Source organism: Corynebacterium freneyi, assembly GCF_030408835.1.
Taxonomy (GTDB): Bacteria; Actinomycetota; Actinomycetes; order Mycobacteriales; family Mycobacteriaceae; genus Corynebacterium; species Corynebacterium freneyi.
The window spans coordinates 652,153-674,172 of record NZ_CP047357.1 but is presented as its reverse complement, the minus strand read 5'-3'; the positions used below and the strand labels follow the sequence as shown (position 1 = coordinate 674,172).

The window sequence follows — 22,020 nt, the reverse complement described above, 5'->3', positions numbered from 1 at the left end:
CGCATCACCCCATCTCGTACGGCACCGACACGATGCCGCCGCGCCGCCGGAACGGCCGCAGCATCTGCTTGTCCTGCCGGTTCATCCAAACCCCGCCGTCAGACGCCGACGAAGAGAAGTTCCGCTGATGCGTGAAGCTGCCGGCGACGTGCATTTCGCCCGACATACCCGGCTGCAGCCCCGCATCCTCGGATCGCAGCGACCGGACAACCATCCGCACCGCCACGGCCCGGACCGCCCGAGGGATCGGGTACGGGATACCGGCCGGGTGGAGGTAACCCTCGACGGCCGCGACGGCCTGGTCTATCAGGTTTTCCACCTGGCCAAACTCGCCGGCGGGCACCGGCTCTCCCAGAGCATCCCCAATGTCAGTGACGCTGATGATGGAGGACATGCGTGGCTACTTCGAGATCTTCGCGGCCATCGCCAGATCCGGGTTGGTCAGCACCGGCGCGGCAATCGCAGTGCCATGCACCCACACGCCGGCAGGGTCATTCTGGCGCCACGCGCCGACGACAATGCCCGGCGCGTCCTCCGGGGCGATGCCGTACCCGTACGCAGCCTCGGCGGCCTCGACGGTGGTGCCGAAAACCGTGCGGCCGACAGCCAGATCAGCGGCGGACGGCAGCAGCAGCGCCGTGTCCTCAGCGAGGACACGCTTCTGCGAACCGGCGACACGGACCTTCCGGTCGTAGGTCACGACCTCGGTGATGCCGAACTCGGTGAGCAGGGAGACGACCATCGCCGGGGTGACACGGGTCTTCGCCGGGGCATCGGTGACAGCACCGATGATCTCCTTGTTGCGCACCAGGGTGCGCAGGGCACGCTTCGACAGCACGAGCGTGCTGGCGTCACCATCGTTGTGGTCGGAGTACGCCTCCAGCCACTCCTCAAGGTCGGCCAGCGGCGTCGCGCTCGCGTCCTCCCACGACGTCCCCACGGTCGGCTCCATCGCCGAATCGCGACCGAAGTCGACATCGACGTAGACGCCGTTCTCGCCCTGGATGTCGATCTTGCCGGTGGCCAGCACCTCACCGCGGAACAGCTCCAGCCGGTCGGCGATGGCCTCGCCGACCTGCTTGCCGTAGCGGTTGACGGTCGCACCGAGGTTGCTCGTCGCAATGTCGGTGAGCTGGTTGGCTTCAGTGACGCGCAGCTTCTGCGACACCGGGGGCAGCTCGAACGTGATGGCGCGGACCTTCTCCGCGGCCTTGCCGATCGGGGCTTCCGCATCGTAGGAACGCACCTCGGCGGCGTCACCCTGCGTCGCGACGATGTCGGACAGCTTCGCGACGTTGCTGTTGATGTGCGTGTTCGGGAGGAACTGGGCGAGCGTCGAACGCTCCGCCTCGTATGCCTCCGTAGTCAGCCGGATGACTCCGGTGAGATCCATCGGCGACGGATCGGTGAGAAACTCCATGATTCATTCCCTCCTGGGGTCAGCCGCCGACGACGTCGCCCGCCGGAGCCTTGCCGACGATGACGAAAAGCGGATTATCGATGGTCTTGACGTCGACGGACTGCTCCGGGGCCTTCGCCGCGATGATGCGGCCATGGTCGAGCATCGGGGCGACGATGTTGCCGGCCTTGAGCTTCTGCTGGGTCAGTAGGAACCCGTCGACCTTGGTGGCGTCGGTGGCGGGGGCGAACAGGCCGCCCGCGCCCTCGGTCAGCGCGATGCCGGAAGGGATGATGCCCTTGTCGGCGAGCGCGGTGAACTTGGTGCCGTCGAGGGTGATCGTGCGGGCGTCTCCGACCGCATGCTTCGACCCCAGCCAGGTCAGGTTGTCAGCCGGGATGTCCTCCCGGGTGAACGAAAAAGCCATGATTGGCCTCCTTCGGTGATTGAGTTATGCGCGCTTGCGGAGTTCCGCAGCGATCGCCTTGTAGTCCTTCTTCGGCGGCCCCGGCTGCCCGGTGCCGCCCTCGTTGCGCGTCCCAGTGCTTTCCGCACTCTTCGGGGCGGACTCGCGGCCCGCCCGGTACGCGGCTTCCTGCGCCGCCAGCGTCTCCTCGTCGGTGGCGGTGAAGACCTCCTCGGCCTTCTCCCGGCTCATGCCGAGGTCGACGGCGAGGGTCATGCGGCGGACGTTGAGCCGCGCCGCGGTTTCCCTCTCGGTCATTTCCTGCAGTCGCTGTTCGGCGGCCGCCGCGCGGGAGATGGCGGCCTCCTCTGCCTGCTTGTTGTCCTTGGCGCGCTGCTCCCAGGTGCGGGCGTGCTGCTTCCAGTCGGTGATCTTCTCGCCGTCACCGGAGCCATTGGCCTCGGTGCCAGCGCCCGTGCCGACGCCGTTGTCGGGGCCGTTGCCTCCCTGCTGGGCACCACCACTGGCCTCCGCGGTGGGCCCATTGCCCTGCTGCTGCTCGTCGGAATCGTTGTTCTTGGTGAGGTTTCCCATGGTGGGTGCCGTCTCCTTTTCGAATTTGGGCATGAAAAAACCCGCAGCCCATTTGCGGGCGCGGGGTGACTACCTAGATCTGCTTGTTCAGCTCTCGCATCTTCGCCATGTACTGCCGCCACGTGCGCTTGCCGTACGCCGACCCGACCATGTCGCCGGCCTGGTCGAACTGCCGGTCCCACGCCAGGACGTAGTCCGGCTCGATGTACTCCGACGCGGGGATCAGGACGCACCGGCAGTGCTCGTGGAATTGCTGCACCCACTCCCCGCCGTACGCCCCGTACCGGTGGCCCTGCACCGCGATGTACCGGCACCACTCGCACGCCCCCGGCTGGGCGAACGTCCTGGCGGTGGTGTCGTTCTCCTCCGCCACCGCCGTCGAGTACCTCCGTGGCCCTTCGAGAACCAGTTTCACGCCGATGCCCGCGAGCTTGCGCAGCGCCGACTCCGGGTCGGACAACTCCGCCGCCACCCACCCCGTCAGCCCGGTCACCCGGTTGGGATTGAGGTACGCCGCCGACGCCATCGCGTCCGTCGACAGCGCCAGCGACGTCCCCTCATCCAGCGCCCCGGCCATGATGTCCACCGACGTCGACCGGAACGACGCCAGGATCTCCGGGGCAATCTCACCGACGACCCGTTCAAACTCCGCCCGGTCAGCGCCGTACACCATCTCGTACAGGGCAAAGATCTGCTCCGCCGCCAGCGTCGAGGTATTGTCCAGCGCCTGGTGGACGTCAGCCATCATCTGCGGCGTCATCGGCATCCCACGCCACCCCCTCGACCTGCGTCTGCTGCTTCAACTGCTCCACACGGGTGGACTCCGCGCGGGCCTTCGCCGCACGATCCGCGAGGTCACCAACCAGCGCCCTCGACGTATCCCGCGCCCAGTCCGCCTCAATCCGGCGAATCTGCTCCGGGGTGAACCCCATCAGCTCGTAGCCGACCGCGGACCGGCCCGGGACCAGCCCAGCACCAGCCGCCTTCGTCCACGCATCCGCCGCAGCCGCCAACGTCGGCATCGCCGGATTACGGAACAGCACATCAAGATCGGACTGCTCCTCCTCGGCCATCGGCTCCCCGAAAACGATGTGCCACATCAGCGGGGCCACCCTCCCCACCAGCGTCGGCACCTGCTGCCGGTTCTTCAGCTCCGACTTCTTCACCAGCTTGAACTCGCGAGCCTGGATCGCCTCCGCCGACGACGGGTTGTCGGTCACGAATCCGAGGTACTCGGCGGGGATGCCACCCTCGGCGGCGAGCATCTGCGTGACCATCTTCAACTCATCGATGTACGGGCCCGGCGACGACGCTGTGAACTGCCCGACCTTCGGAGTCCGCACCGTCACGTTGCCGTCCTCATCGACCACCTCGGTCGGCGGGAACACAGTGAAGCTCGACATCGACGCATTCCATGCCGCCCGGCGGTTCTCCCGCTGCGACGCCTCCTCCGACATCCCCACCGTCTCCGGGTACGCGTCCTCGACATGCCGACCCGGCGCGGTGTATATCTCCCGGTTGTACTCCATGCCGAGCAGCGTGCGGACGCCATGCTCGGTGAGGTACTGCACCGCCGGGGTGATCTCCGAATGCCCCCTCGCGTGCCCGGACCGAACCCGGTTCAAGATAGGAACCAGGCCCGCGATACCGCGGCCATGCACCTCGTGGCGGACCTCAACCTTCCCCCGCTCTCCGGTGGGCACCTCCCACCAGGTCTCATCGGGCAGGTACAACGTCCGCAGCATCTGGCCGTCTTCGGTGTGCTTGACCACCAGACCCGCGGCGACCTCCGTGCCCTCGTCGTTCCACCGGAACGTCGCCGACATCGGATCCACCGCCCGAGCAACCGCCCGCACCATGCCGCCGACCACACGGGGTCGGATCTCCAGGAAACCCACCCCGTACACCAAAGAGTCGGTCACCGCCTTCGGGAACTCCGTCCGCAGCCCCGACATCCGCGTGATCTCCGCCAGCACCTCACCGTGCCCACCAGTAGCCGAGAACCCCAGGAAGTCGATGCGCTCGGCAATCGAATCCACCAAAATGGCCGGCCACCCGGCCGCCGGAGTCACGGACACAAGGTTCTCGGGAATCGCGATACCCATATTCCGCACCGGAGGGCTCCCCCGGTAGAACAGTTCCTTGAGCTTGTTGGTCTTCTCGTGCTGGGTGATCTGCCCCACCAACTGTCGCATCATCACCGCCAGATCATCCGGCCACTGATTCACGCGAACACCGCCTTCCTCTTCCGACGCTCACGCCGCTGCCCGGTACCAATACCGGCCGCAACCGCGGCGATACACGCCGCGTAGGCCATCACCGCCGCGTAGGCTGCGTCGATCTTCGCCGGGCTTTCCGGGTAGTCCTTGTACAACAAGTAGCCGGTACGAGTCGTGCGCCGGCGGGCGTTGAGCAGGTGCCCCATCAACTGCGGGGAATCGGAAATGGTGACCTCCTTCGCCACGATGGCCTGGCGGAGCTTCTCAACCTGCTCACCAACACGCAGGCCCTTGCCGCGCGGCCACGCCGCGATCGGCTGATCACGAGACGCCTTGACGCGCAGCTTCCGACCGAAATCCGCCTCCCACTGGGCGACCTGCCCCGTCCACCCTGACGGGTCGGCATAGAAACCGACGACGCGGTACCGCTTAAACGTGTCCCGCACCGTGGCGTCGACCTCCAGCGGGTTGGGTGCCCAGGTCTGCGGCGCATCCGGCCCGGCCTCCCACACCGCGATCTCAAACAGATGCTTGTCCTCCACGCGCATCCCGACCAAGGCGGTGGCGTCGGCCTTGCCTCGCACGCGGCCACGCGACCCGTCGAACCCAAGGACGATGGTGTCGCCGGGGCTGATGACCTTGTCGTCGTCCACGATGGCCCGCAGCGCAGGCTGCGACACCCACGAATCGGACGCGTGGGTGACCTGGTTGAGGTAGAACTGCCGCGCATCCTGCGGATCCGTCGCCGTATCCCAAATCTCATCCACAAACCGGCCGATATCGACCCACCCGCCGCGCTCGATGGCGCTGTCCCCGTAGGCGTGCAGCAACCCGGCGCGCAGCGACTTCTCGTCCGACAGGTCCGTATCCGCCGGCGCTTCACGATGGTCGATCAGCAGCCCCGGGGCGGTTGTCCCTGCCTGCCGCATCTTCGCCGAGTACTCGAACGTCTGCTCCGACACAGACCCACTGCCGGGCCGGTAGGCGTTCGGGGTCTCCAGAGTCGACCCGCCGACCTTCGCCGCGTTACGGCGCAGCACCGCCGCGAGATTCACACCACCATTGGTTCGCGTCCACCCCTCGGTTTGGTCCAGGCCCGCGAACACAGGCCGCTGCCCTTCCTTCGACAGCGCGGCAGCCGTGATGAACTCGATCCGACCCTTCGGCAGGGCGACGAACGTCTCCATCGGGTCCAGGTCGTAGTGGTCCATCACCGGCCCCTCACGCAGCATCTCCAGCAGCGGGTCGTAGGCATTCCGGGTCTGGTCCTCGTTGAGCGCCGCGAACTGCACCAGCGGCGTGCGGACCTCCGACCACGGCTTCCCCACCGGACGGCCATCCGCATCCCACCCGTCCGGGACGACGGGCCCCAGCGCCTCCAGTGCGCCGAGACCGCCGACGATGGGGGACTTGCCCCACCCCTTCGCCCTCGACAGCACGCCGCGGCGCACCACCCGGCGGCCCGTCACCGGGTCTAGCCGGTAGTAGTCCAGGACGAACTGCGCTTGCTCGCGGGTGAGCACCAGCGGACGGTACTCCGGGCAGTCCGGCTGGGCCAGCATCTCCGACATCCACTCGAGAGCCTCCCACCCGAGGGTCGGCCACTCGCCCGGGTGCTCCGGTTTCCACGGCACCAGTGATCACCGCCCCATCTAGTCGACGGCGCGCAGGCCCTTGTACGCGCCGCGCATGTCCGCACCAGCGCGCGACGTCCGACGCTTCTCATCAGCCTCATCAGCCTGGGCGAACTGGATACGCAGCCGCGCCCGATCCTCCGGCGTCGCACCGAACTTCGCCGCACGGATCCGCAGCTCACCCGCCGCGTCCTTCTCCCCCGACCAATGCCGGGCATGGACGAGGGCCGTGTCAAGAAGCTCAGACCAATCATTCTCAGTGAAGTCCGCGGACAGCGGCGACCGCGCCCACATGTCCCACCAGCGGCGGGTCACCGCCGGCCAGTGGAACTTCCGCCGCTGGCCATCCGCGTCGGTGGTGTAGATCGTCGGCAAAGCGGGCTGATCGGATGGAGTGATCTGGATGATCTTGCTGGCGACGGGGTCGGCATTGCGCCGCGCCCGTCGTTTCGGGTCTTTCGGAGCGGGTCCGCGTCCGGCCATGGCTTTTCGCCACCTTTCGCTTATCAACGTTACTTATCAAATCCCGGGCCACGGGATCGCCAGACCCGTACAGAGCCTTAGCGACTGTGACTTCCGTGGCCGGATTAAGAGGTTCGAGGGGGGAGCCCCCCCTGGGTGATTGGTCGCGCCTATCGCGTCTCACTGCGTGGGACGTTTTCGATAGGTGGGTCCGATAGGTTCCCGGTGGCGAAAACCGCCCCCGAAACCGTAGTGGAACGCCGCCCGCGGCCGCGTTATCAACGCCGCAGCCGCGCGAGTGCCGGATGCTCCTCCACCGGATGCCGGCCCATCGCCGCCCGGCGGCGCTTCCCTCGGGTCGCTTCCCGCTGCATCTTTTGGTCGTGGTGTGGCTGGCACATCCACTGGACGTTGGACAGGGCCGTCGCCCCGCCCTCGGCATCGGGAATGATGTGGTCGAGTTCGAGGGGCGCGTCGGTTCCGCTGATTCCGCATTGAGCGCATTCGTATGGAAGTTTGCGTTTCGCGATTCGCTTCAGTTCTCGCCATTCGCGAGTGCTCGTGCGACCGCTGCCGTTGGCCCATGCCATGCCACCGTCCCCCTCTCCCCCTCCGGGGCCCCAGGGGCGGGGCGGCCGGTGGCTACGCCTCGGTGTCGGCTCGGTTGGCGTCGTGTGCGAGGGCGAGCATGAGGATGTCGATGCTGAGCTCGCCGCGTGCGATGCACCTGTTGACGGCGTCGCGGTCTCCGGTTCGGAGGACGTGTGCGAGCGCGCCGACGAGATCGTGGCAGCCTTCGGCGAGCGCGTCGATGTCGTACCGGCGCACCCTCCCTGCGGCCCAGATGCCATAGAGGATCGGCGTCGCTGGGTGGTTGGCGACGTGCATTGCGGCTTCTCCTGGTTGGTTTGTGTGGCGCGGGTGCGGGCGACTCGCTGGTGTGCCGTGTTGTTGTGGCGTGTGCCGTGCACGCGCGCCTGGTGTCGTCGTCCCGTCGTGAGTGGGCGCCAGCCTGGTGCTGGTCGACGACTGTGCCCCGGGTGGGGTGGGGGCCCGGGTTGTGTTGGGGGGGGTGGTGTTGGTGGGGGGGTGTCGCTGGCCCCCGGGGGTTGTTGTGCCCCCCGGGGGCTTGTTTGGCGGCCCCACCGCGTGACCTCCCCGCCTAAGCCCGGGGGCTTTTCATCAGCGGGGAGGAACCTTTTTTTGCGCATGAGAAAACCCCCGTGGAGACCTGGGCCTCCCGGGGGTTCACTTCACGCGTACCGCGAGCATATCATACGGGTGGATAATCGCTGGTCATTCTTTTCCGGCGTGGTCGAGGACTTCGGCGAGGCGGTACTTGCTTTGCCCGGTGGTGTCGCTGAACCTCGTGATGTGGCCGGCGTCGCCCCAGTAGGTGATTTGCTTGCGGGTGATGGTGCGGCCGGTGATGTCGGAGACGACGGGGGCGAGCTCGCCGGCGGTGGCGAAGACTTCTTCGCGTGGGATTGTCGGCGGTTTCGTGGGGGGTGGGGGTTCTGCCCGGTCGGCGAGGGTGCGGGCTTGCTGGGCGATCTCGTCGGCCGCGTCGGTGGCGTACTCCCTCGACGCGAGGAGGTGGCGTTGTTCCCACAGTCGGTTTGCTTTGGCGTGGGTGGTGCGGTCACGCCGGGCGGCCCATGCCCTCGGGGTTTCGTCTGCGCCGTCCACTGTCTCGCCGAGGTAGTCCGCGGCGAGGTTGCCGAGCCACCCGGCGAGTACCTGGTCCGCTTCGTGCAGCAGGTCCAGGACGGTGATGCTGCAGGGTGGGCGGGGGCCGTAGACGGGGCGGTGCCACACCCCATCACCGGCGTTGTGGCCGGGCTGCAGTTGGGCGTGGAGGGTGCGGGCGCACCTCGCGATGATCAGCAGATCACGGGACAGCGTTTCGAGCTGTGTGTCGGTCAGTGCCATGGGCGGTCACCCCAGCCGGGCCCGTCGTGGTGGTCGGGGTGGGCGGTGCGATCGTCTTCGGTCATGGTTCCTCCGTCAGAGATTCATCATTGATGGTCGGGGGATCATCAGAGTCGAGGGCCACGATGAGTGCATGCATCGTCTTCTTCAGCGCGGTGTTCTCAGCCTTCTTCACCCTCACCAGGTGCTCCAGGTCGGCGGCGCGTTTGCGTTGTGCTGTGTAGCGGTCGCGCCAGGTGTCCCACTTGTCGGGGAGGTCGGCATCGGCGGCGAGCATCCCGGCGTGGTACAGGGCCCGGGCGAGGCTGATCTCGTGGCCGCACAGGTCGCGGGTGGAGAAGGTGGCCCATTCCTGGGCGATGATGGCGGCGGCCCGGTCGACGGGGTGGGGCATGGGTGTCCTTTCTAGGTGCCGGTGGAGCCGAACCCTGCTGCCCCACGGTCGGTGGTGGTGAGTGGCTGGGCCACGGGGGTCAGGTGCGTGAATGGGGTGATGACGAGTTGGGCGATGCGGTCGCCACGGGAGATGCGGGCGGTGGCGCGCCCGTGGTTGATCAGGATGACGCCGATCTCGCCGCGATATCCGGCGTCGATGATGCCGGGGGCGTTCAGCACGGTGACGCAGTGCTTGGCGGCCAGCCCGGAGCGGGGGCAGATCATGCCGACGTGGCCGGCGGGGATGGCGACTGCGGTGCCGGTGGGGACGAGGGCGTGGGCGCCGGAGGGGATCGTGATGTCGGTGGCGGCGCGTAGGTCGAGTCCGGCGTCATCCGGGTGGGCGCGGGTGGGCGGGGTTCCCTGGAACGGCAGGGTCATTCGGTGGCCTCCAGTGCTTGTCGTGCGGCGCGGACCTGATCACCCGTGGCGATGACCACCACTGGGCCTTGCCAGGTGAGGTTGAGCCGGTAGGCGACGGGGGCGGGCAGCGCGGCGATCATCGGGGAAGGGAAGTCATCGTGGCGCGGCAGCGCGTCAGTGACGAGCGTGTCGGGGTCGAGGGCGGCTAGTTCCTCGCGGGTGCGGATGATCTGCGGCCCGGGGGTGAGCAACCCTTCCGTGGCGAGTGCGGCAGCGATCACGTTCGATGGCTCGTCGCCGATGTGGTCGATAACTTCAGCGGCGCGGGCCTCCGGGCGAGTCATGCTTCCTCCTTGATCGGGGTGATGATCCAGGTGGAGTAGATGCCGAGTGCTTCCCAGATGCGCTTGAGGTGGAAGGCGGTCGCGCCTTCCCACCCGGCTTCGATGTCACTGATGGTGGGCAGGGGGATTCGGGTTTCGGCGGCGAGCCTGGTGCGCGTCCAGCCGTGTTGCTCACGCCAGAACCGGACGGTCGCGCCGATGGATTCGATGGGGCCGACGGTGCTGAGACTCATACTTCCTCCGGGGTGGTGACGTAGCGGCGGACGTGGTCGGTGGTGGTCATGCTTTCTCCGGGGTGGACGCGGATCGTTTTCGTTACCACTTGCACATGGCCGTCGATCTCGGTCGACTCGTCCGTCACCGTCCCGTAGAGCATCGTGCCGTCCGATAGTTCGATACAGACGGCCTCGGCTGGGGTCGTTGACTTCATTTGATTTCCTCCGGTTCGGTGACGTAGCGGCGGACGATGCGGGCGTTGGGGTCGGTGCCTGCCGCAGGCTTCTCTGCCGTCCAGGGGGAGGTGGGCACCCACCCGGGATAGGGCCCCTGCCATTCCTCCGCCCGGTATTCGGGGCGCATTCCGGCGGCCATGGTGGCCAGGGTTGGGGCGGCGGCGATCAGCGCGGTGTCGGCTTCTTCGACGATTTCCTCGGCGATCAGCCGGGTGGTGAGCCCGTCGCCTTGTGCTACGACGGCGTAGATTCCGCGCGGTTCGTCGGAGTTGCGGTCTAGGTCGCTGAGCCAGGGTCCGGGTGTGGTGCCGTCGAGTAGGGCTCGGGCTTCGTCGGGGGTCACTGGTCGGCCTCCTTTCCGGTGTCGATGTACGTCAGCTGGGAGGGGTCGCAGAAGAACCAGTCGTATCCGAGGGGGTCGGTGGCGGGGAGCACATAGGTGACGTGCCCATTCCGGTTCGGCGTGTCGTTGGCGACGATGACGCGACCGCGTTCCTTGTGGTCAGCGAGCCTCCACCCTTCAGGCAGGGTGGGCGCGGCCTCCTGGTCACCGGGCCACGTCATGCGGGGAAGGTCCGGGCGCGGGGTGACGTACTCGGGCTCGATCCAGTCGAACTCCCAGTCGGGGCCGATCAGTGCGACGGCGTCGTACCGGTCGAACGGGTTGGCGATGACGTAGCGCTCGGTGCGGCCTTCCACGTCGGCCTGCATTCTCCGGCATGCGGCCCGCTCCTCCCGGGTCATGTCCGCCAGCGTCGGGCGCGGCGGGGGCGGGAGGTAGGCGCGCAAAGCACGGGCGATGGCCTCCTCGATTGGCACGATTGCGGCGGCCCGGCCTTCGAGCACATCGTCGGCCCATTCGCGGGCCGTTTCCACGTCTTTGAGGGACGCGCCTCCCCGGCCTTCCACCGGGGCAGTGTTGAGCATTCCTTCGCGATGGAGGGCGCGGGCCATGCCGATCTCATGCCCGCACAGGTCGCGGTTGGAGAACGTGGCCCATTCCTGGGCGATGATGGCGGCGGCGCGGTCAACCGTGTTGGTCATGGTGGTGTCCTTTCTAGGTGCCGGTGGAGCCGAAGCCCTGGGGCCCTCGGTCGGCGGTGTCGAGGGGTTGGGCCACGGGGGCCAGGTGTGTGAAGGGCACGATGACGAGTTGGGCGATGCGGTCGCCCCGTCGCACCTGGTAGGGGGCGGGGTCGGTGTTGAACAGCACGATCCGCAACTCGCCCCGATAGCCCGAGTCGATGATCCCCGGCACCGTCAGCGTGGTGATCCCATGCTTGGCGGCGAGCCCTGACCGGGGGCACAGCAGGCCGACATGACCGGTGGGGATCGCTACGGCTGTGCCGAGGCGGACGGTGCGACGCTGCCCACTGGGGATCACCAGAGTCTCGGCGGACGTGAGGTCGAGGCCGGCGTCGTCGTGGTGGGCGCGGGTGGGCTTGGTGCCTTGGTACGGCAGGGTCATACTTCCTCCGGGGTGGTGACGTAACGGCGGACGATGCGGGCCATTCCTTCTCCGCGATCTGCGATGTCTGATTGTGGGATTGGGTCGGGCCACCACGCGATGCGGTGGCTGTCGTAGGGGGCGAGGTTGCGTCCGTCATCGTCCTCGTACAGCCACTTATCGCCGACGCGGTTTTGCACGGCGTATTCGGCGCGCATTCCGGCGATCATGGCGGCCATCCCCGGGGCGGCGACGATCAAGGCCCCGTCCTCCTCGTACACGTAGTCGGCGACATGCTCCCACCCGTCGCCGTCCACGGCGGCGACGTTTCCGGTATCGTCCCACTGCCATTCTCCGGGGGCCGCGCCGTCGAGTAGGTCGCGGGCTTCTTCGGGGGTCATTGGTCGGCCTCCAGTCCGAGTAGGGCGTACAGGGGGCGGCGGGGGACGGCGTAGGCCCTCCCGGCCCGGATGATGGGGAATCCCACGTCTTCGCCCCGACGGGCGGCGGCGCGGAGCGTGGGGGCGGTGATCCCCACCAGGCGGGCGGCTTCTTCGATGGTCATCACGTGGTCGTGCCTGCGGCGGCCCCAGCCGCGCAGGGGTTCGGTGCTCACTGGTCGGCCTTTCGTCCGGTGTGGATGATCGTGTACGGCTCGAACCCGTAGTAGGGAAACCCCTTCTCCCACCATTCCGCGACCGCGCTCCACACAGACGCATCGCCGTCGCAGTCGATCACGACGATCTGGTCGAGCTCGGAATGCTTGCATGCCAGGGTGAGCGCGTCCGCGTCGTCCCACTCGCTGCCCACGGCCAGGGTGTTCGGTGGCACGGCGTCGGAAGTGCCGGTCTCCTGGTCGATGTACGTCAGATCGGAGGGGTCGCAGAAGAACCAGTCGTATCCGAGGGGGTCGGTGGCGGGGAGCACATAGGCGACGTGCCCGACGGCGTTCGGGGTGAGGTTGGTGACGATGACGCGACCGCGTTTCTCGTGGTCGGCGAGCCGCCAGCCTCCGGGCAGGGCGGGCGCGGGCTTCTCGGTGCCGGGCCATTTCAGGCGGGGGAGGTCCGGGCGCGGGGTCACGTCGGCGTGGTCCTCGTAGATCACGTCGCCCCATCGGTCGAGCAGCGCGGCGCGGCCCCCACCTTTGCGAGGAATGGGACGACGAATGACGACGCGGGTATCTGCGCCCTTCACGTCTGCCTGCATCCACTGGCACGCGGCCCGCTCCTCGTCGGTCATGTCCGCCAGCGTCGGGCGCGGCGGGGGCGGGAGTAGGGCTTTCAGGGCGTCGAGGATCATTCCGCCCCGGTGGCTAGCGCCGTCGCGGTGGCGGGCGATGATGTCCCGCACGGCGTCGGCGGGGATCATGTCAGTCATTGGTCTTCGTCTCCTTGGTCGAGGGAGGGCCACGGCGGGCAATCGGGGTGATCGCACGGCGCGACAGGTGTGGTAACCGTCGTCGTGATCGTGGTGGTGGACGGTGCGGGGGCGGGGGCGGGGGCCGGCTCACGGGCGGCGATCTGGGCGGCCATCATGAGGGTGGCGGTGATCGCCGAGCCAACCATTCCGGCGGTGATCGCCCGGCGGGTGGTGGGGGTCATTCTTCGTCGCTTTCTTCGCAGAGGCGGGGGCCGATTCCGCAGCACCCGGGCTGGCACTGCGGGCGAGTGCTGCCAGTGCGGCGCCAGGGGCCGGGCTGGTGGTTGCCCTGGTCGTCGTAGTCGTCGGGGTGGCCTCGGCGGATAAGGCTCATTGGTCGTCTCCTTCGTGGTCTTGTGGGTTTTCCCAGGGGTCGCAGCACCAGTGGTCGCGGATGCGGCATGTGGCGCACGGGTCAGGGATGGTGATTGCTGGCGTTATTTGGGGCCTGTCGCTGGAGTTCATGGGGTGCCCGCACACTGTGTAGGGGTCGGGGGTTCCAACGCCTCTACGGGGCTTACGTGGATTCGCGCGCCCGGCTCCTCCCCCGGCTCGGCGATGCGCTTGTCCGCCACGAGGACAGTCACCTGCGAGTCGTCGGCGTACGCCGGGCCGTCCAGGCCGTCGAGGATCGCCCGGCAGAGCTTGTCCAGGTCCCCGATGCGCTTCACCGCCGGCGGGGTTGGGCGGGACTTCGGCAGCGACTTCGGGCGTGGCATGACGAAGTGGATCTCCACCCGCACCGGCACCCCGGCAGGGATCGGGGTGAGGTGTTGGAGTGCGGCGTCCTGCACGGCCTCGCGCCATGCGGGGAGTCGCTTTGAGGATTCGATGAGGCGGCCGCCGCCGATGTGGCGTTTGCTGCCCTGGGCGGCGGGGTGGCCTCGGACGTGGAACCAGGTCATGTGGTGATCTCCGGGGTGGTGATGCCGTGGCGGCGGAGTAGTGCGGCGAGGTGGGCGCGGCGGGCGAGCATGCGGCGGCACTCGTCGGCGTCGCGCCTGGAGTCCGTGGGGCAGATGCGCCAGGCGGTGAGGTGGTGGTCGATGTCGATGACTTCGGCCATGAGGGCGTGGGGGTCGTTGGGGGTCACATGGGGTTCCTTTCGGGGATGAGAAAAGCGGCCCGGTTGGGGCCGCTGTGGGGTGGTGGGTGGTGGGTGGTGCCGCTATGGGGCGGATGCCCCATTGCGGGGACTTACCGGTTCGGGTCTGGGGCGTCAGCCCCAGTTACAGAAGCCGTGGGTTAGGGAGCGAAGCGACCGGCCACGGCTTCGGGGTTCTTTACTGGTTGACTTACTGTCTTTATGGGGTCTCATTCCCCATTCGAATAGGGCCTCATTCCCCATTCAATAGGGCCTCATTCCCCATTCGATCCGAGGCCGAATGGGGTCTCATTCCCCATTCGCGGCCCCCTCGTCAGGCACCGACAAGGCCCAAGCAATCGGACGTTTCCCCCCTCCTCGGCGAGTCACAAGGGACTGATCCCCCCGCAAGATCAGCCCCCGCTTTTGCAGCCTCCCGAGCGCCGACCGGACTGTCTTGCGGTCCAGCCCGAGGGCGTCAGCCATGTACGTCGCCGACGGCCACGCCTGCTGACACCCGCCGTGCTCCCGCGCCTTGTCAGCCAGGAAATACAGCACCAGCCGCTCCGACGGCGTCACATCCCGCACTTGGTCACTCACCCACGCGACAGCGCGGATGCTCAGGAAAAATCACTCCTCTCATGACGACGCTCGCCGGAGGGCGTCGTCGATCGCGTCGCCGTAGTAGTCGTCCTCCCACGAGCTCATATCCCGCCCATGCACCCCTGATTCCTCGTGGTGAGAGCACAGCGGATGCACCCGCAGCCACCTGCGGTCCAGCCGCCCCGCGTAGGACATGGCGTAGGCGGGGTGCACCGGCAGGCCACGCGACGCCATGTAGGCGAAGACATCCGCCCCGCTCCAGTCGAGAATCGGCCGGCACGTCCGCTTCGACACCGCCCCATGCCACCGTGCGGAGGCGCGGCGCATGGCCGACTCCTCTGCTCGGACACCGGAGACGTACCGCTCGCGAATCAGCTCCCCGAGCACGTCTTGGTGCCGACGGTCGGGGTTGGCCTGGTGGGCCTCGTAGCCGGGCATCCCGCGCTTGGGGCTCCGCAGCACCGCGATTCGCTCCTCGTAAGCGAGGTGCGGATGCAGGCCGAGGAGGCTGTCCCGCACGTCCTCGCATTCCGGCATCTCAAATGGATCCGAGCGCACCCACACGATGGGGATAGGCAGGCCCGACATTCCGACAAGGTGCGCGACGACCGTGGAGTCCTTGCCCCACGACACCGAGCACACCCCGCCACCGGCTTCCCACCACTCCTGGATACGGCCCAGGGCCATCTCCTCCTTGGCGTCGAGGCCCACGCCGAGGCGATGGTCGTAGCGCTCCAGCATCGCCCAGTGCTCACGGTCGCCGCGCTTGAGACGGGGGGAGTCAAGCAGCATCGGTGATCCTCCTCGTCGCGGCTTTCCGGTCGCCTTTCACGGCGACGATGATGTGCTGGTGACGCCTCGTGGTGGTGCGTGCGGCGGTCCAGGGGATGCGCATCGTCTTCGCTCGCAGGCCGGGCGGGGCGATGAGGATCAGCTCGTTGGTGATGTGCAGCCCCGCAGCGCGGATATGGGTGGCGGCGATCGCGGGGAGTCCGCGGAGGTGGCCCTTGTAGTCGCGGACATCGCCGATGACCCATGCGAGGAATCGGTCCTCGGCGAGGGCATCAGCGGCGCGGTGGATGATGGCCTGGTGGGCGTCCACGAAGGCGGGCCACCGCATGGCCGACAGGTCACGCTCGTCATCCGAGTACTTTTCGAGGTTGTGGTACGGAGGGCACGACAGCACCATGCCCGCCGAACCGTCGGGGACATGCTGGTCACGACCGTCGCCGTGGGTCCACGTCGGGTGCAGCCCCCACCGAGTGGCGGCCCGGCGATTCGCGTCGAGCTGAGTGGCGCTCAGGTCGACGCCGAGGTACCCGCGCCCGAGGTAGGTGGAGACGATGCCACGCACCGGCCCGCCGGCGCACGGGTCGTAGATACTGTCGCCGGGGCGGGACAGCCACGTGACGAGTAGCTCGGTCAGGAACGGGTCAAAGCGCGAGACACCGCCACTGAGCTTGCCGTGGCGGCCGGTGTTGATCATCGACGCCGCATGCGCCCTCGGGGTGAGGTCATCGACACCCTGGTCGATCCACCACGACTTGCGGGTCTGCCAGTGGGCTGCCGACTGGTCGAGGACTGACCAGGGTAGCTGTCCGTGGACGTCCATCGGTGGGTAGTCGGCGGGGTTGTCGGCGTGCCATTTGCCATTCTCGTCGCGGGTGCCGTGGGCTATGCGCATGGTGTCCTTTCGGTGGGGTGCCAGTAGGGTGCGCGGGCCCGCATCATCCGGCCCCCCGAGGTGGGCATCGGACGCTTGCGCCACCCGCCGGCGGGGCCTTCGGTGATCTCCCACCGGGCGACGTGGCCCTTGCCGTCTCGGTGGCGGGCCCCGAGGTGGGTGATCATGCCGAGGAGGCGGGCGAGCTCGTCGCGGTCGGTGGTGTCGGCGTGCCACTGGATGGCCAGGTGGTGGGCCTGTGACAGGATGACGTTTTTCGCCTTCATCGGGCCAAGGCCGGCATGGTGTTCCCGCGCCTTGGTGTAGGCGGCCATGGGGCCGGTGGCTGGTCGGCGGCGGGATTCGTGCGTCGAGTAGTGCACGGGCTCCCCGATGGGGGCGGAGATGCGCCATCCCCACACCCCGGCCTCCTCCCACCGGCCCAGCGGCAGGGGGAAGTCGGGGGCGTGGTCGTCGGTGAGCTCGGGGACGGGCAGTCCTCGGGCGAGGTGGTCTTGCCACGATGCCCATGACAGTGGCCCGTCCAGTGGGCCGAGGTCGCCGACGACGGGGGTGTCGAGGTGGGCGGTGATTGTCACGTCCATGATTACTGTCCCAGGTCGGTGATGAGGGCCCGGATGTCGTCGGCGTGGGTTTCGACGTGGGTGGTCCACGTGTCGAGGTGGGTGGCGCATTCTGCCCAGTCGGGGCCGGTGATGGTGGCGCGGCCCATGCCCTGTCCGGTCTTTGCTCCGAGCATCGCCTGTCCGTCGGGGGCCCACAGTGCCAGCGCTGCTCCGAGGGCGGTGTGGTGCTGGTCGGTGGCCGCGGGGGTGAGGGACAGATCGCCGTGGAGTTCCGCCCCGGTGGCGATGACCTGGGTGTCCCAGATCATCTGGGCGGTCGCGCCGGTGTCGGTGGCGAGGTCCAGGTACCGGCCGACGGGGGATGCGGATTGGTCGTGGCGGGTGCCGAATTCCTCGCTGCGGTAGGCGGCGGCGCGGCGGCGGCCCCGCAGGGCTTCGGGGAGGCGGTGGTCGTTTTCGGCGCAGGCGAGGATCATGTCGGATGCGCGAAGCGTGCCGGTGATGATGTCGCTCTTGGCGGCGTAGCCGAGCATCGCCAGGGCCGGGAGGTGTTCCTCGACGCGGCGCATCATGTCGAGGTCGGTGCGTGCGCCGGTGGAGGTGACGGCTCCTCCGGTCCACAGGAGGTCTACGGCGGTTTTCGTGAGGCTGCCTTCCTTGATGCCGATGGTGTGGGCGAGGTGCCAGGCGAGGGCGTCGCGGAGGCCGTGGCGGATGGATGCGGCGGAGAGGAAGGGGACGCGAGCGACGGTCCCATCGGGCTGGACGACATCTTGGGTGCGCAGCAGGCTGGTGTTGCCAGATGCCCCCGCCCCGTGGTGCAGCGGGGACGTGAGCGTCGCGGTCAGGGTGATCATGGTCTTCGGGGTGGGAGTGATGGTGGCCATTAGAACGGAATCTCCTCGGACGAGTCGGTGGTGGGGACGGGCGTGGGGGCGGTCGGGGCGGTGGGCTTCTTGCCTCGCTTGCGACTGTCACGCTCCAACCGGGCGAGGGCGACGATGTACACGAGTGACTGGTCGACGTGGCGTGCCCACGCCTGGTAGTCGGCGTCGATGATCTCGGCGGCACGCCGTGCGACCGGGGCCGCATTCGCCGCGAGGGTGTCGATCTGCAGCTTCCGGCACGCGGTGGTGATCGCCTGGCCGGCGGTGTCCGATCCGGCGGCGGCGGTGGCGATGGCGGTGGTCGCGCGGTCTGCCCAGAAGTCGATCAGCGACGGGCCGTCGCTGGTGAGGGAGTCGCGCAGAGCGAAGACGAGGTCGATCGTCGCGGCGTCGAGCTGGTCAGGGGTGGGGGTAGGCATTGGTGTCCTCCAGGATGGGTTTGGTCGCGCACCAGAGCGCGAGGTCGGTGATGGGTGCCCCGGCATAGGGGGCGAGGGCCGTGGAGTGGTTCCGCCATTCGGTGAGGGCGTCGGGGGTTTTGATGAATCGGGGTTCCCCGGTCTTGATGGCGTCGGCGGGGATTCCGAGGCGTCGGAGTGCGAGGACGTGGCCGAGGACGTGACGCCACTGGCCGGGAGTGTGGGTCAGGGTGGTGTCCTCCATCCGGACCGTCCACTCCCCGTCGCCGTTGTTGGTGGTGGCGTAGGGCAGGACGTGCTTTTGGCCGGACACGGCGACGGCACAGACCCACTCCCCTTTGGGCGGGTGCGCGAGGATGTCGATGACGGGGCGGGTATTCGCCCGGTTGGTGAGGCACAGGCCCGGGGCCCGGTAGGGGGCTTTCTCGTGCGAGTCGGGCAGCACCTCGCCGGGGGCGCAGACCCATGTCCACAGGCGGGGGGACCTCTTCCCCGTGCCGGAGCAGCACCACAGGGCGGCGGGCCCCACGCGCCCGGAGTGGCAGGCCCAGAGGGACTGGTCGGTGAAGTTCTCCCCCAGAGCGCGGCGCGCGTCGGCGGTGACGTCGAAGTGCTCGCCGGTGATGGCGCACACCCCGGGCTCGGGCTTGAGCAGCTTGCCCTTTGCGCCGTCGACGCCGGGGCGTCCGGCGGTGTCCCACAGCAGGGTCTGAGCGGCGGTCATAGGGTCACCTCCTGGGTGATGAGTAGCCCGCATCCGTAGGCCTTACCGGGGCCGACACCGGTGTCCTGCAGCCGGGTGAGGGCGTCCGGGTCGGCGACGGTGGCGAGGCCGGTGAAAAGGACTCGGCGGTGAATGGTGCGCGCGCCGTGGCGCTTTCCGACTGCGGTGGGTAGTGCGGTGCCGTCGATGCGGTGAATGTCGAGTGCGGGGGTGAGTTTCCGCTCGACCCAGGAGTTCCACTTCTCCGGCGGCAGGGCGCGGCGTTTCCCGCGGGTGCCGCGCGGTGATCCCGGCGGGACGATCGCGGCGGTGGGATTGGCGATCAGCGCCCACTCGACCTGTGTCCCGGGCTGATGCGCGCGGCGCTCGATGGTGTGGGAGTGGGCGATGATGCCGGGGAGTCGCTGGCCCCAGTCGATGGGGGCAGTGTGCTGGACGACCAGGGACTGGGCGGTGGGTGTGGCCCAAAGCCCCCGCCCGTCAAGGGCGTGGGCGATGGTGCGGTGCATAGCCTGCGAGTCGCGGGTGAGCCCCCGAGCGCGACGATTGAGGGTGATCGTGGTGAGGAGCATCAGAAAGGAGGCTGCCCTTCCCCACCCCACGGCCCGGACACAACCCCCGCCGCCTGGTTTTCCTCCCACCCGCCGACAACCCCCTTCGGGCGGGCATCCGGCGCCACCGCGACATGCTCGGCCAGCAAATCCAACGACACCCCAGTGGAACCGTCATTGCGCTGGTACTCCCGCATCTCCGCCCGCCCCGTCACCAAAAGGTTCGTGCCCTTCGGAATCTCGCGGGCAATCGCGGCGGCGTTCTTGTCCCACAGTGACACGTTCCACCACGTGGTGTTCTGATCCTCCCACTGCTTCGTTTCCTTGTTGAAGCGGCTGCGGGTGTGGGCGATGCGGACATTCATCACGTCCTTCCCTGATGCGGTGGCGCGGTGCTCCGCATCATGGCCGGCTCGGCCGGTGATCGTGATCTGGTTGATGGGCCTCATCTGGGCTCCTTTCGATGGATGATTTCTACTTGCGTGTCGTCGCCGCCGTGGCCCCCTGAGCCAGTGGCGACGGGGTTGTACGGGGGCGGGGGTTTGTCGGGCGGGTGCCACATGCCGAGCACGCGCACATGCGGGCCGATGACCTCTACCTGGTGGAGTGTCATCGCCAAGTTCTGGTGGGTGAACCGGATGGTGTCGCCGGGGCGGCATTCGGACAGCATCACCGTCGGGGCGAATAGGGCGAGCTGCGGGGCGGTCACGTCGCGGTCTCCCGGTGGTCGTGGAAAGCTCGCTGTGCGTCCGCGAGGATCTGTTCGACGTCGAGGCCGAGGGCACGACCCCGCTCGATGTAGCTGTCGAGGTGGGGGTCGCCGGTTCCTGCGGTGCGGCGAAGGTGCCCGGTTATGAGGTTTTGGGCGAGGCACTGGGCACCGTAAATCGGATGCTCCCGGGGTGGGTAACTGCCGATACTGCCGTCCTCGTCCACGCCGTGGTTGATGCGCACCATCCACCCGCTGGTCTCCTGGTAGCCGCAGATCGGGCATGACTGCGGGGAGGTGCGCCATTCCATCTCGGCGGCGAGTTCCTGTTCACGCGTGGCCTCGGCTTCCCTCCGGGCGCGGGCGTCCTCCTCGCGCGGGTCGTCAAAAAGACCCATCTGCGGCAGTGGCTCGGTCATGCGAGGGCCTGCCAGCGGGTGTTGGCGGCGGCACTCACCTGATCGTGGTCGTCGCTGTCGAGGGCCTTCACCTCGTCGCGTGCCATGATCTCCGTGATCGCCGGCCGGTCGGGGGCGTCCTGGATCTCGGCGATGATGGACGACAGAACGTCATCGACGACGGTGTCCTGCGGTTCCGGCTGGGCTGCCTGCTGGGCGGCGGCGGCCAGTGCCGCCCGCGCCCCACCCTTGCGGTCCGTGCGCGTCGCAGTCGCCCGCACCGGGGCTCCCTGCTCGATGTCCTCCTTCACCGGCAGGTTGTTGAGGATGTGCGGGAAGAACATGTCCGCGGCTTCGCCGACACACTTCCACGTCAGCATCTTCTCCGGCCGGGACTTGTACTGCGCCGCGTTGCCCTTCACCAAGCCTTCGCGTTCGGCGCGCTCGTAGGTGTAGGTGACCGGGTACTCTTCCCCATCCGGTGCGGTGAAAACGCAGGTGACGACCTGCGGGGATTCCTCGGTCTTGCGCATCTTGTAGCCATGCGACTTTGCAATCGCCAGGGCGGTCTTGCCGTACAGGGCCGGGGACCCGTGGACGACGTAGATGGCCTTGCCGACGTTTTCGGGGCGAATTCCCAGCCCGGCGGCGGAGAGGATGGCGATGGCCATGTCGGCCTTCTTGCCCTTGAAGGGGCCGGCGTAGTCGGTGCGGTAGATGCCTTCGGCGATGCGGTCGGCGACGTCCATCGAACGGGCGTACTTTTCGAGGCTGGCGAATGCCTGGTCGTCGAGGGCGTTGGCCGTGTTCGTGGGCATCAGCTCCACGTCAGTGGCCAGGTCATCAGTGGTGTCGGGGAGGTTGGTGGTCATGGTGGTCTCCTAGGTGAGGGTGCTGAAGATGAGGGTGATGACGGCGATGATGAGGATCACGCCGATGAATGCGAGGTAGGCGGCGACTCCGGGGTCGGGGTCGTACGGTGCGCCGTGGAGTTTCTTGTAGTCCCGGGGGAACTCGGGGTCGGTCATGTGGGCTCCTTTGCGTGGTGGCGTACCCATTCGGTGATGGGTGCGTCGTTGAATGTGGTGTGGCCGTCGTGGACGGCTTGGGCGATGTCGATGAATTCTTGGCGGCACACGTGGTCGAGCTGTTCCCAGGTGCGGCGGGTGTAGCCGGGCAGGCGGGCTCGCCAGACGCGCCACTCGTAGGCGTGGTGCAGGCGTTTTGCGGCGTCGATCACGGACATTTGCCGCCCCAGAGAAGACGGAAGGCGCGGCCCTCCAGTC

Annotated in this window: 39 protein-coding genes; all 39 read right to left on the bottom strand. The window is 68.0% G+C overall.

The annotated features are described in order from the left end of the window. Positions 1–4: 4 nt before the first annotated feature. The gene (locus CFREN_RS03045; RefSeq protein WP_209653928.1) at positions 5–394 is read right to left on the bottom strand and encodes a hypothetical protein; all 390 of its coding nucleotides are present in this window, start codon (positions 392–394) and stop codon (positions 5–7) included. A 6-nt stretch (positions 395–400) separates the two neighbouring features. Then, positions 401–1,420: a major capsid protein gene (locus CFREN_RS03040; RefSeq protein WP_035121184.1), complete on the bottom strand. Its 1,020-nt coding sequence runs from the start codon at positions 1,418–1,420 to the stop codon at positions 401–403. 19 nt (positions 1,421–1,439) lie between these two features. Further along, a complete protein-coding gene (locus tag CFREN_RS03035) occupies positions 1,440–1,826 on the bottom strand; it encodes a hypothetical protein (protein WP_052054075.1) in 387 nt (128 codons plus the stop codon). 24 nt (positions 1,827–1,850) lie between these two features. Further along, positions 1,851–2,399 (bottom strand): hypothetical protein, encoded by a 549-nt coding sequence (locus CFREN_RS03030; RefSeq protein WP_209653930.1) that lies wholly within the window; start codon positions 2,397–2,399, stop codon positions 1,851–1,853. Between the two features lie 73 nt (positions 2,400–2,472). Then, positions 2,473–3,159, bottom strand: coding sequence for a VG15 protein (locus CFREN_RS03025; RefSeq protein WP_156968690.1), 687 nt, complete (start codon positions 3,157–3,159; stop codon positions 2,473–2,475). Next, positions 3,137–4,627: a phage portal protein gene (locus CFREN_RS03020; protein WP_035121192.1), complete on the bottom strand. Its 1,491-nt coding sequence runs from the start codon at positions 4,625–4,627 to the stop codon at positions 3,137–3,139. The genes CFREN_RS03025 and CFREN_RS03020 overlap by 23 nt, the downstream gene beginning before the upstream one ends. Continuing rightward, on the bottom strand, positions 4,624–6,252 hold the full coding sequence (locus CFREN_RS03015; protein ID WP_035121194.1) for a terminase large subunit domain-containing protein: 1,629 nt from the start codon (positions 6,250–6,252) through the stop codon (positions 4,624–4,626). The genes CFREN_RS03020 and CFREN_RS03015 overlap by 4 nt, the downstream gene beginning before the upstream one ends. A gap of 18 nt (positions 6,253–6,270) precedes the next feature. Then, positions 6,271–6,735, bottom strand: a complete 465-nt coding sequence (locus CFREN_RS03010) for a phage terminase small subunit (RefSeq protein ID WP_035121196.1) — start codon at positions 6,733–6,735, stop codon at positions 6,271–6,273. Between the two features lie 257 nt (positions 6,736–6,992). Next, positions 6,993–7,304, bottom strand: a complete 312-nt coding sequence (locus CFREN_RS03005) for an HNH endonuclease (protein ID WP_198028636.1) — start codon at positions 7,302–7,304, stop codon at positions 6,993–6,995. Positions 7,305–7,356: 52 nt separating this feature from the next. Further along, on the bottom strand, positions 7,357–7,602 hold the full coding sequence (locus tag CFREN_RS03000) for a hypothetical protein (protein ID WP_209653932.1): 246 nt from the start codon (positions 7,600–7,602) through the stop codon (positions 7,357–7,359). A 408-nt stretch (positions 7,603–8,010) separates the two neighbouring features. Continuing rightward, positions 8,011–8,646 (bottom strand): hypothetical protein, encoded by a 636-nt coding sequence (locus CFREN_RS02995; protein WP_209653934.1) that lies wholly within the window; start codon positions 8,644–8,646, stop codon positions 8,011–8,013. Positions 8,647–8,707: 61 nt separating this feature from the next. Then, positions 8,708–9,040, bottom strand: coding sequence for a hypothetical protein (locus tag CFREN_RS02990; protein WP_209653936.1), 333 nt, complete (start codon positions 9,038–9,040; stop codon positions 8,708–8,710). Between the two features lie 11 nt (positions 9,041–9,051). After that, positions 9,052–9,462, bottom strand: a complete 411-nt coding sequence (gene dut / locus CFREN_RS02985) for a dUTP diphosphatase (protein ID WP_209653938.1) — start codon at positions 9,460–9,462, stop codon at positions 9,052–9,054. Beyond that, the gene (locus CFREN_RS02980) at positions 9,459–9,788 is read right to left on the bottom strand and encodes a hypothetical protein (protein WP_209653941.1); all 330 of its coding nucleotides are present in this window, start codon (positions 9,786–9,788) and stop codon (positions 9,459–9,461) included. Before CFREN_RS02980 ends, dut (CFREN_RS02985) begins: the two co-directional genes overlap by 4 nt. Beyond that, complete coding sequence (locus tag CFREN_RS02975) at positions 9,785–10,021, bottom strand: helix-turn-helix domain-containing protein (RefSeq protein WP_209653943.1); 237 nt, start codon at positions 10,019–10,021, stop codon at positions 9,785–9,787. The genes CFREN_RS02980 and CFREN_RS02975 overlap by 4 nt, the downstream gene beginning before the upstream one ends. Then, positions 10,018–10,218 carry a hypothetical protein gene (locus tag CFREN_RS02970; protein WP_209653945.1) on the bottom strand — a complete coding sequence of 67 codons (201 nt, stop codon included), beginning with the start codon at positions 10,216–10,218 and terminating at the stop codon, positions 10,018–10,020. The genes CFREN_RS02975 and CFREN_RS02970 overlap by 4 nt, the downstream gene beginning before the upstream one ends. Next, positions 10,215–10,583 carry an XkdD/Y8K6 family phage-associated protein gene (locus CFREN_RS02965; RefSeq protein ID WP_209653946.1) on the bottom strand — a complete coding sequence of 123 codons (369 nt, stop codon included), beginning with the start codon at positions 10,581–10,583 and terminating at the stop codon, positions 10,215–10,217. Before CFREN_RS02965 ends, CFREN_RS02970 begins: the two co-directional genes overlap by 4 nt. Then, on the bottom strand, positions 10,580–11,284 hold the full coding sequence (locus tag CFREN_RS02960; RefSeq protein ID WP_209653948.1) for a hypothetical protein: 705 nt from the start codon (positions 11,282–11,284) through the stop codon (positions 10,580–10,582). The genes CFREN_RS02965 and CFREN_RS02960 overlap by 4 nt, the downstream gene beginning before the upstream one ends. A 13-nt stretch (positions 11,285–11,297) precedes the next feature. After that, positions 11,298–11,708, bottom strand: coding sequence for a dUTP diphosphatase (gene dut / locus CFREN_RS02955; protein WP_209653950.1), 411 nt, complete (start codon positions 11,706–11,708; stop codon positions 11,298–11,300). Continuing rightward, on the bottom strand, positions 11,705–12,088 hold the full coding sequence (locus tag CFREN_RS02950) for a hypothetical protein (RefSeq protein ID WP_209653952.1): 384 nt from the start codon (positions 12,086–12,088) through the stop codon (positions 11,705–11,707). The genes dut (CFREN_RS02955) and CFREN_RS02950 overlap by 4 nt, the downstream gene beginning before the upstream one ends. Then, entirely contained in the window at positions 12,085–12,303 is a 219-nt protein-coding gene (locus CFREN_RS02945) for a helix-turn-helix domain-containing protein (protein WP_209653955.1), read from the bottom strand. The genes CFREN_RS02950 and CFREN_RS02945 overlap by 4 nt, the downstream gene beginning before the upstream one ends. After that, on the bottom strand, positions 12,300–13,067 hold the full coding sequence (locus CFREN_RS02940) for a hypothetical protein (protein ID WP_209653957.1): 768 nt from the start codon (positions 13,065–13,067) through the stop codon (positions 12,300–12,302). Before CFREN_RS02940 ends, CFREN_RS02945 begins: the two co-directional genes overlap by 4 nt. Beyond that, a complete protein-coding gene (locus CFREN_RS02935) occupies positions 13,064–13,291 on the bottom strand; it encodes a hypothetical protein (protein WP_209653959.1) in 228 nt (75 codons plus the stop codon). Before CFREN_RS02935 ends, CFREN_RS02940 begins: the two co-directional genes overlap by 4 nt. 279 nt (positions 13,292–13,570) lie before the next feature. Next, the gene (locus CFREN_RS02930; RefSeq protein ID WP_209653963.1) at positions 13,571–14,014 is read right to left on the bottom strand and encodes a RusA family crossover junction endodeoxyribonuclease; all 444 of its coding nucleotides are present in this window, start codon (positions 14,012–14,014) and stop codon (positions 13,571–13,573) included. Beyond that, positions 14,011–14,202, bottom strand: a complete 192-nt coding sequence (locus tag CFREN_RS02925; protein ID WP_209653965.1) for a hypothetical protein — start codon at positions 14,200–14,202, stop codon at positions 14,011–14,013. The genes CFREN_RS02930 and CFREN_RS02925 overlap by 4 nt, the downstream gene beginning before the upstream one ends. Before the next feature lie 300 nt (positions 14,203–14,502). Continuing rightward, a complete protein-coding gene (locus tag CFREN_RS12820) occupies positions 14,503–14,772 on the bottom strand; it encodes a helix-turn-helix domain-containing protein (protein WP_353959590.1) in 270 nt (89 codons plus the stop codon). 60 nt (positions 14,773–14,832) lie between these two features. After that, positions 14,833–15,588 carry a phosphoadenosine phosphosulfate reductase domain-containing protein gene (locus tag CFREN_RS02920; RefSeq protein WP_209653969.1) on the bottom strand — a complete coding sequence of 252 codons (756 nt, stop codon included), beginning with the start codon at positions 15,586–15,588 and terminating at the stop codon, positions 14,833–14,835. After that, positions 15,578–16,480 (bottom strand): class I SAM-dependent methyltransferase, encoded by a 903-nt coding sequence (locus tag CFREN_RS02915; protein WP_209653971.1) that lies wholly within the window; start codon positions 16,478–16,480, stop codon positions 15,578–15,580. Before CFREN_RS02915 ends, CFREN_RS02920 begins: the two co-directional genes overlap by 11 nt. Further along, positions 16,471–17,064: a hypothetical protein gene (locus CFREN_RS02910; RefSeq protein ID WP_209653973.1), complete on the bottom strand. Its 594-nt coding sequence runs from the start codon at positions 17,062–17,064 to the stop codon at positions 16,471–16,473. Before CFREN_RS02910 ends, CFREN_RS02915 begins: the two co-directional genes overlap by 10 nt. A gap of 2 nt (positions 17,065–17,066) precedes the next feature. Next, positions 17,067–17,933, bottom strand: coding sequence for a hypothetical protein (locus tag CFREN_RS02905; protein ID WP_209653975.1), 867 nt, complete (start codon positions 17,931–17,933; stop codon positions 17,067–17,069). Further along, the gene (locus CFREN_RS02900) at positions 17,933–18,352 is read right to left on the bottom strand and encodes a hypothetical protein (protein WP_209653978.1); all 420 of its coding nucleotides are present in this window, start codon (positions 18,350–18,352) and stop codon (positions 17,933–17,935) included. Before CFREN_RS02900 ends, CFREN_RS02905 begins: the two co-directional genes overlap by 1 nt. Then, positions 18,333–19,076: a hypothetical protein gene (locus CFREN_RS02895; protein ID WP_209653980.1), complete on the bottom strand. Its 744-nt coding sequence runs from the start codon at positions 19,074–19,076 to the stop codon at positions 18,333–18,335. The genes CFREN_RS02900 and CFREN_RS02895 overlap by 20 nt, the downstream gene beginning before the upstream one ends. After that, positions 19,073–19,648, bottom strand: coding sequence for a type I-E CRISPR-associated protein Cas6/Cse3/CasE (locus CFREN_RS02890; protein WP_209653982.1), 576 nt, complete (start codon positions 19,646–19,648; stop codon positions 19,073–19,075). The genes CFREN_RS02895 and CFREN_RS02890 overlap by 4 nt, the downstream gene beginning before the upstream one ends. Next, positions 19,648–20,076, bottom strand: a complete 429-nt coding sequence (locus tag CFREN_RS02885; RefSeq protein WP_209653984.1) for a single-stranded DNA-binding protein — start codon at positions 20,074–20,076, stop codon at positions 19,648–19,650. The genes CFREN_RS02890 and CFREN_RS02885 overlap by 1 nt, the downstream gene beginning before the upstream one ends. Beyond that, a complete protein-coding gene (locus CFREN_RS02880; protein ID WP_209653986.1) occupies positions 20,073–20,336 on the bottom strand; it encodes a hypothetical protein in 264 nt (87 codons plus the stop codon). Before CFREN_RS02880 ends, CFREN_RS02885 begins: the two co-directional genes overlap by 4 nt. Then, positions 20,333–20,755, bottom strand: a complete 423-nt coding sequence (locus CFREN_RS02875) for a hypothetical protein (protein WP_209653988.1) — start codon at positions 20,753–20,755, stop codon at positions 20,333–20,335. The genes CFREN_RS02880 and CFREN_RS02875 overlap by 4 nt, the downstream gene beginning before the upstream one ends. After that, complete coding sequence (locus CFREN_RS02870) at positions 20,752–21,606, bottom strand: hypothetical protein (protein WP_209653990.1); 855 nt, start codon at positions 21,604–21,606, stop codon at positions 20,752–20,754. The genes CFREN_RS02875 and CFREN_RS02870 overlap by 4 nt, the downstream gene beginning before the upstream one ends. A 9-nt stretch (positions 21,607–21,615) precedes the next feature. Further along, complete coding sequence (locus CFREN_RS02865; RefSeq protein WP_209653992.1) at positions 21,616–21,762, bottom strand: hypothetical protein; 147 nt, start codon at positions 21,760–21,762, stop codon at positions 21,616–21,618. Continuing rightward, complete coding sequence (locus CFREN_RS02860) at positions 21,759–21,980, bottom strand: hypothetical protein (protein ID WP_209653994.1); 222 nt, start codon at positions 21,978–21,980, stop codon at positions 21,759–21,761. Before CFREN_RS02860 ends, CFREN_RS02865 begins: the two co-directional genes overlap by 4 nt. Positions 21,981–22,020 lie beyond the last annotated feature (40 nt).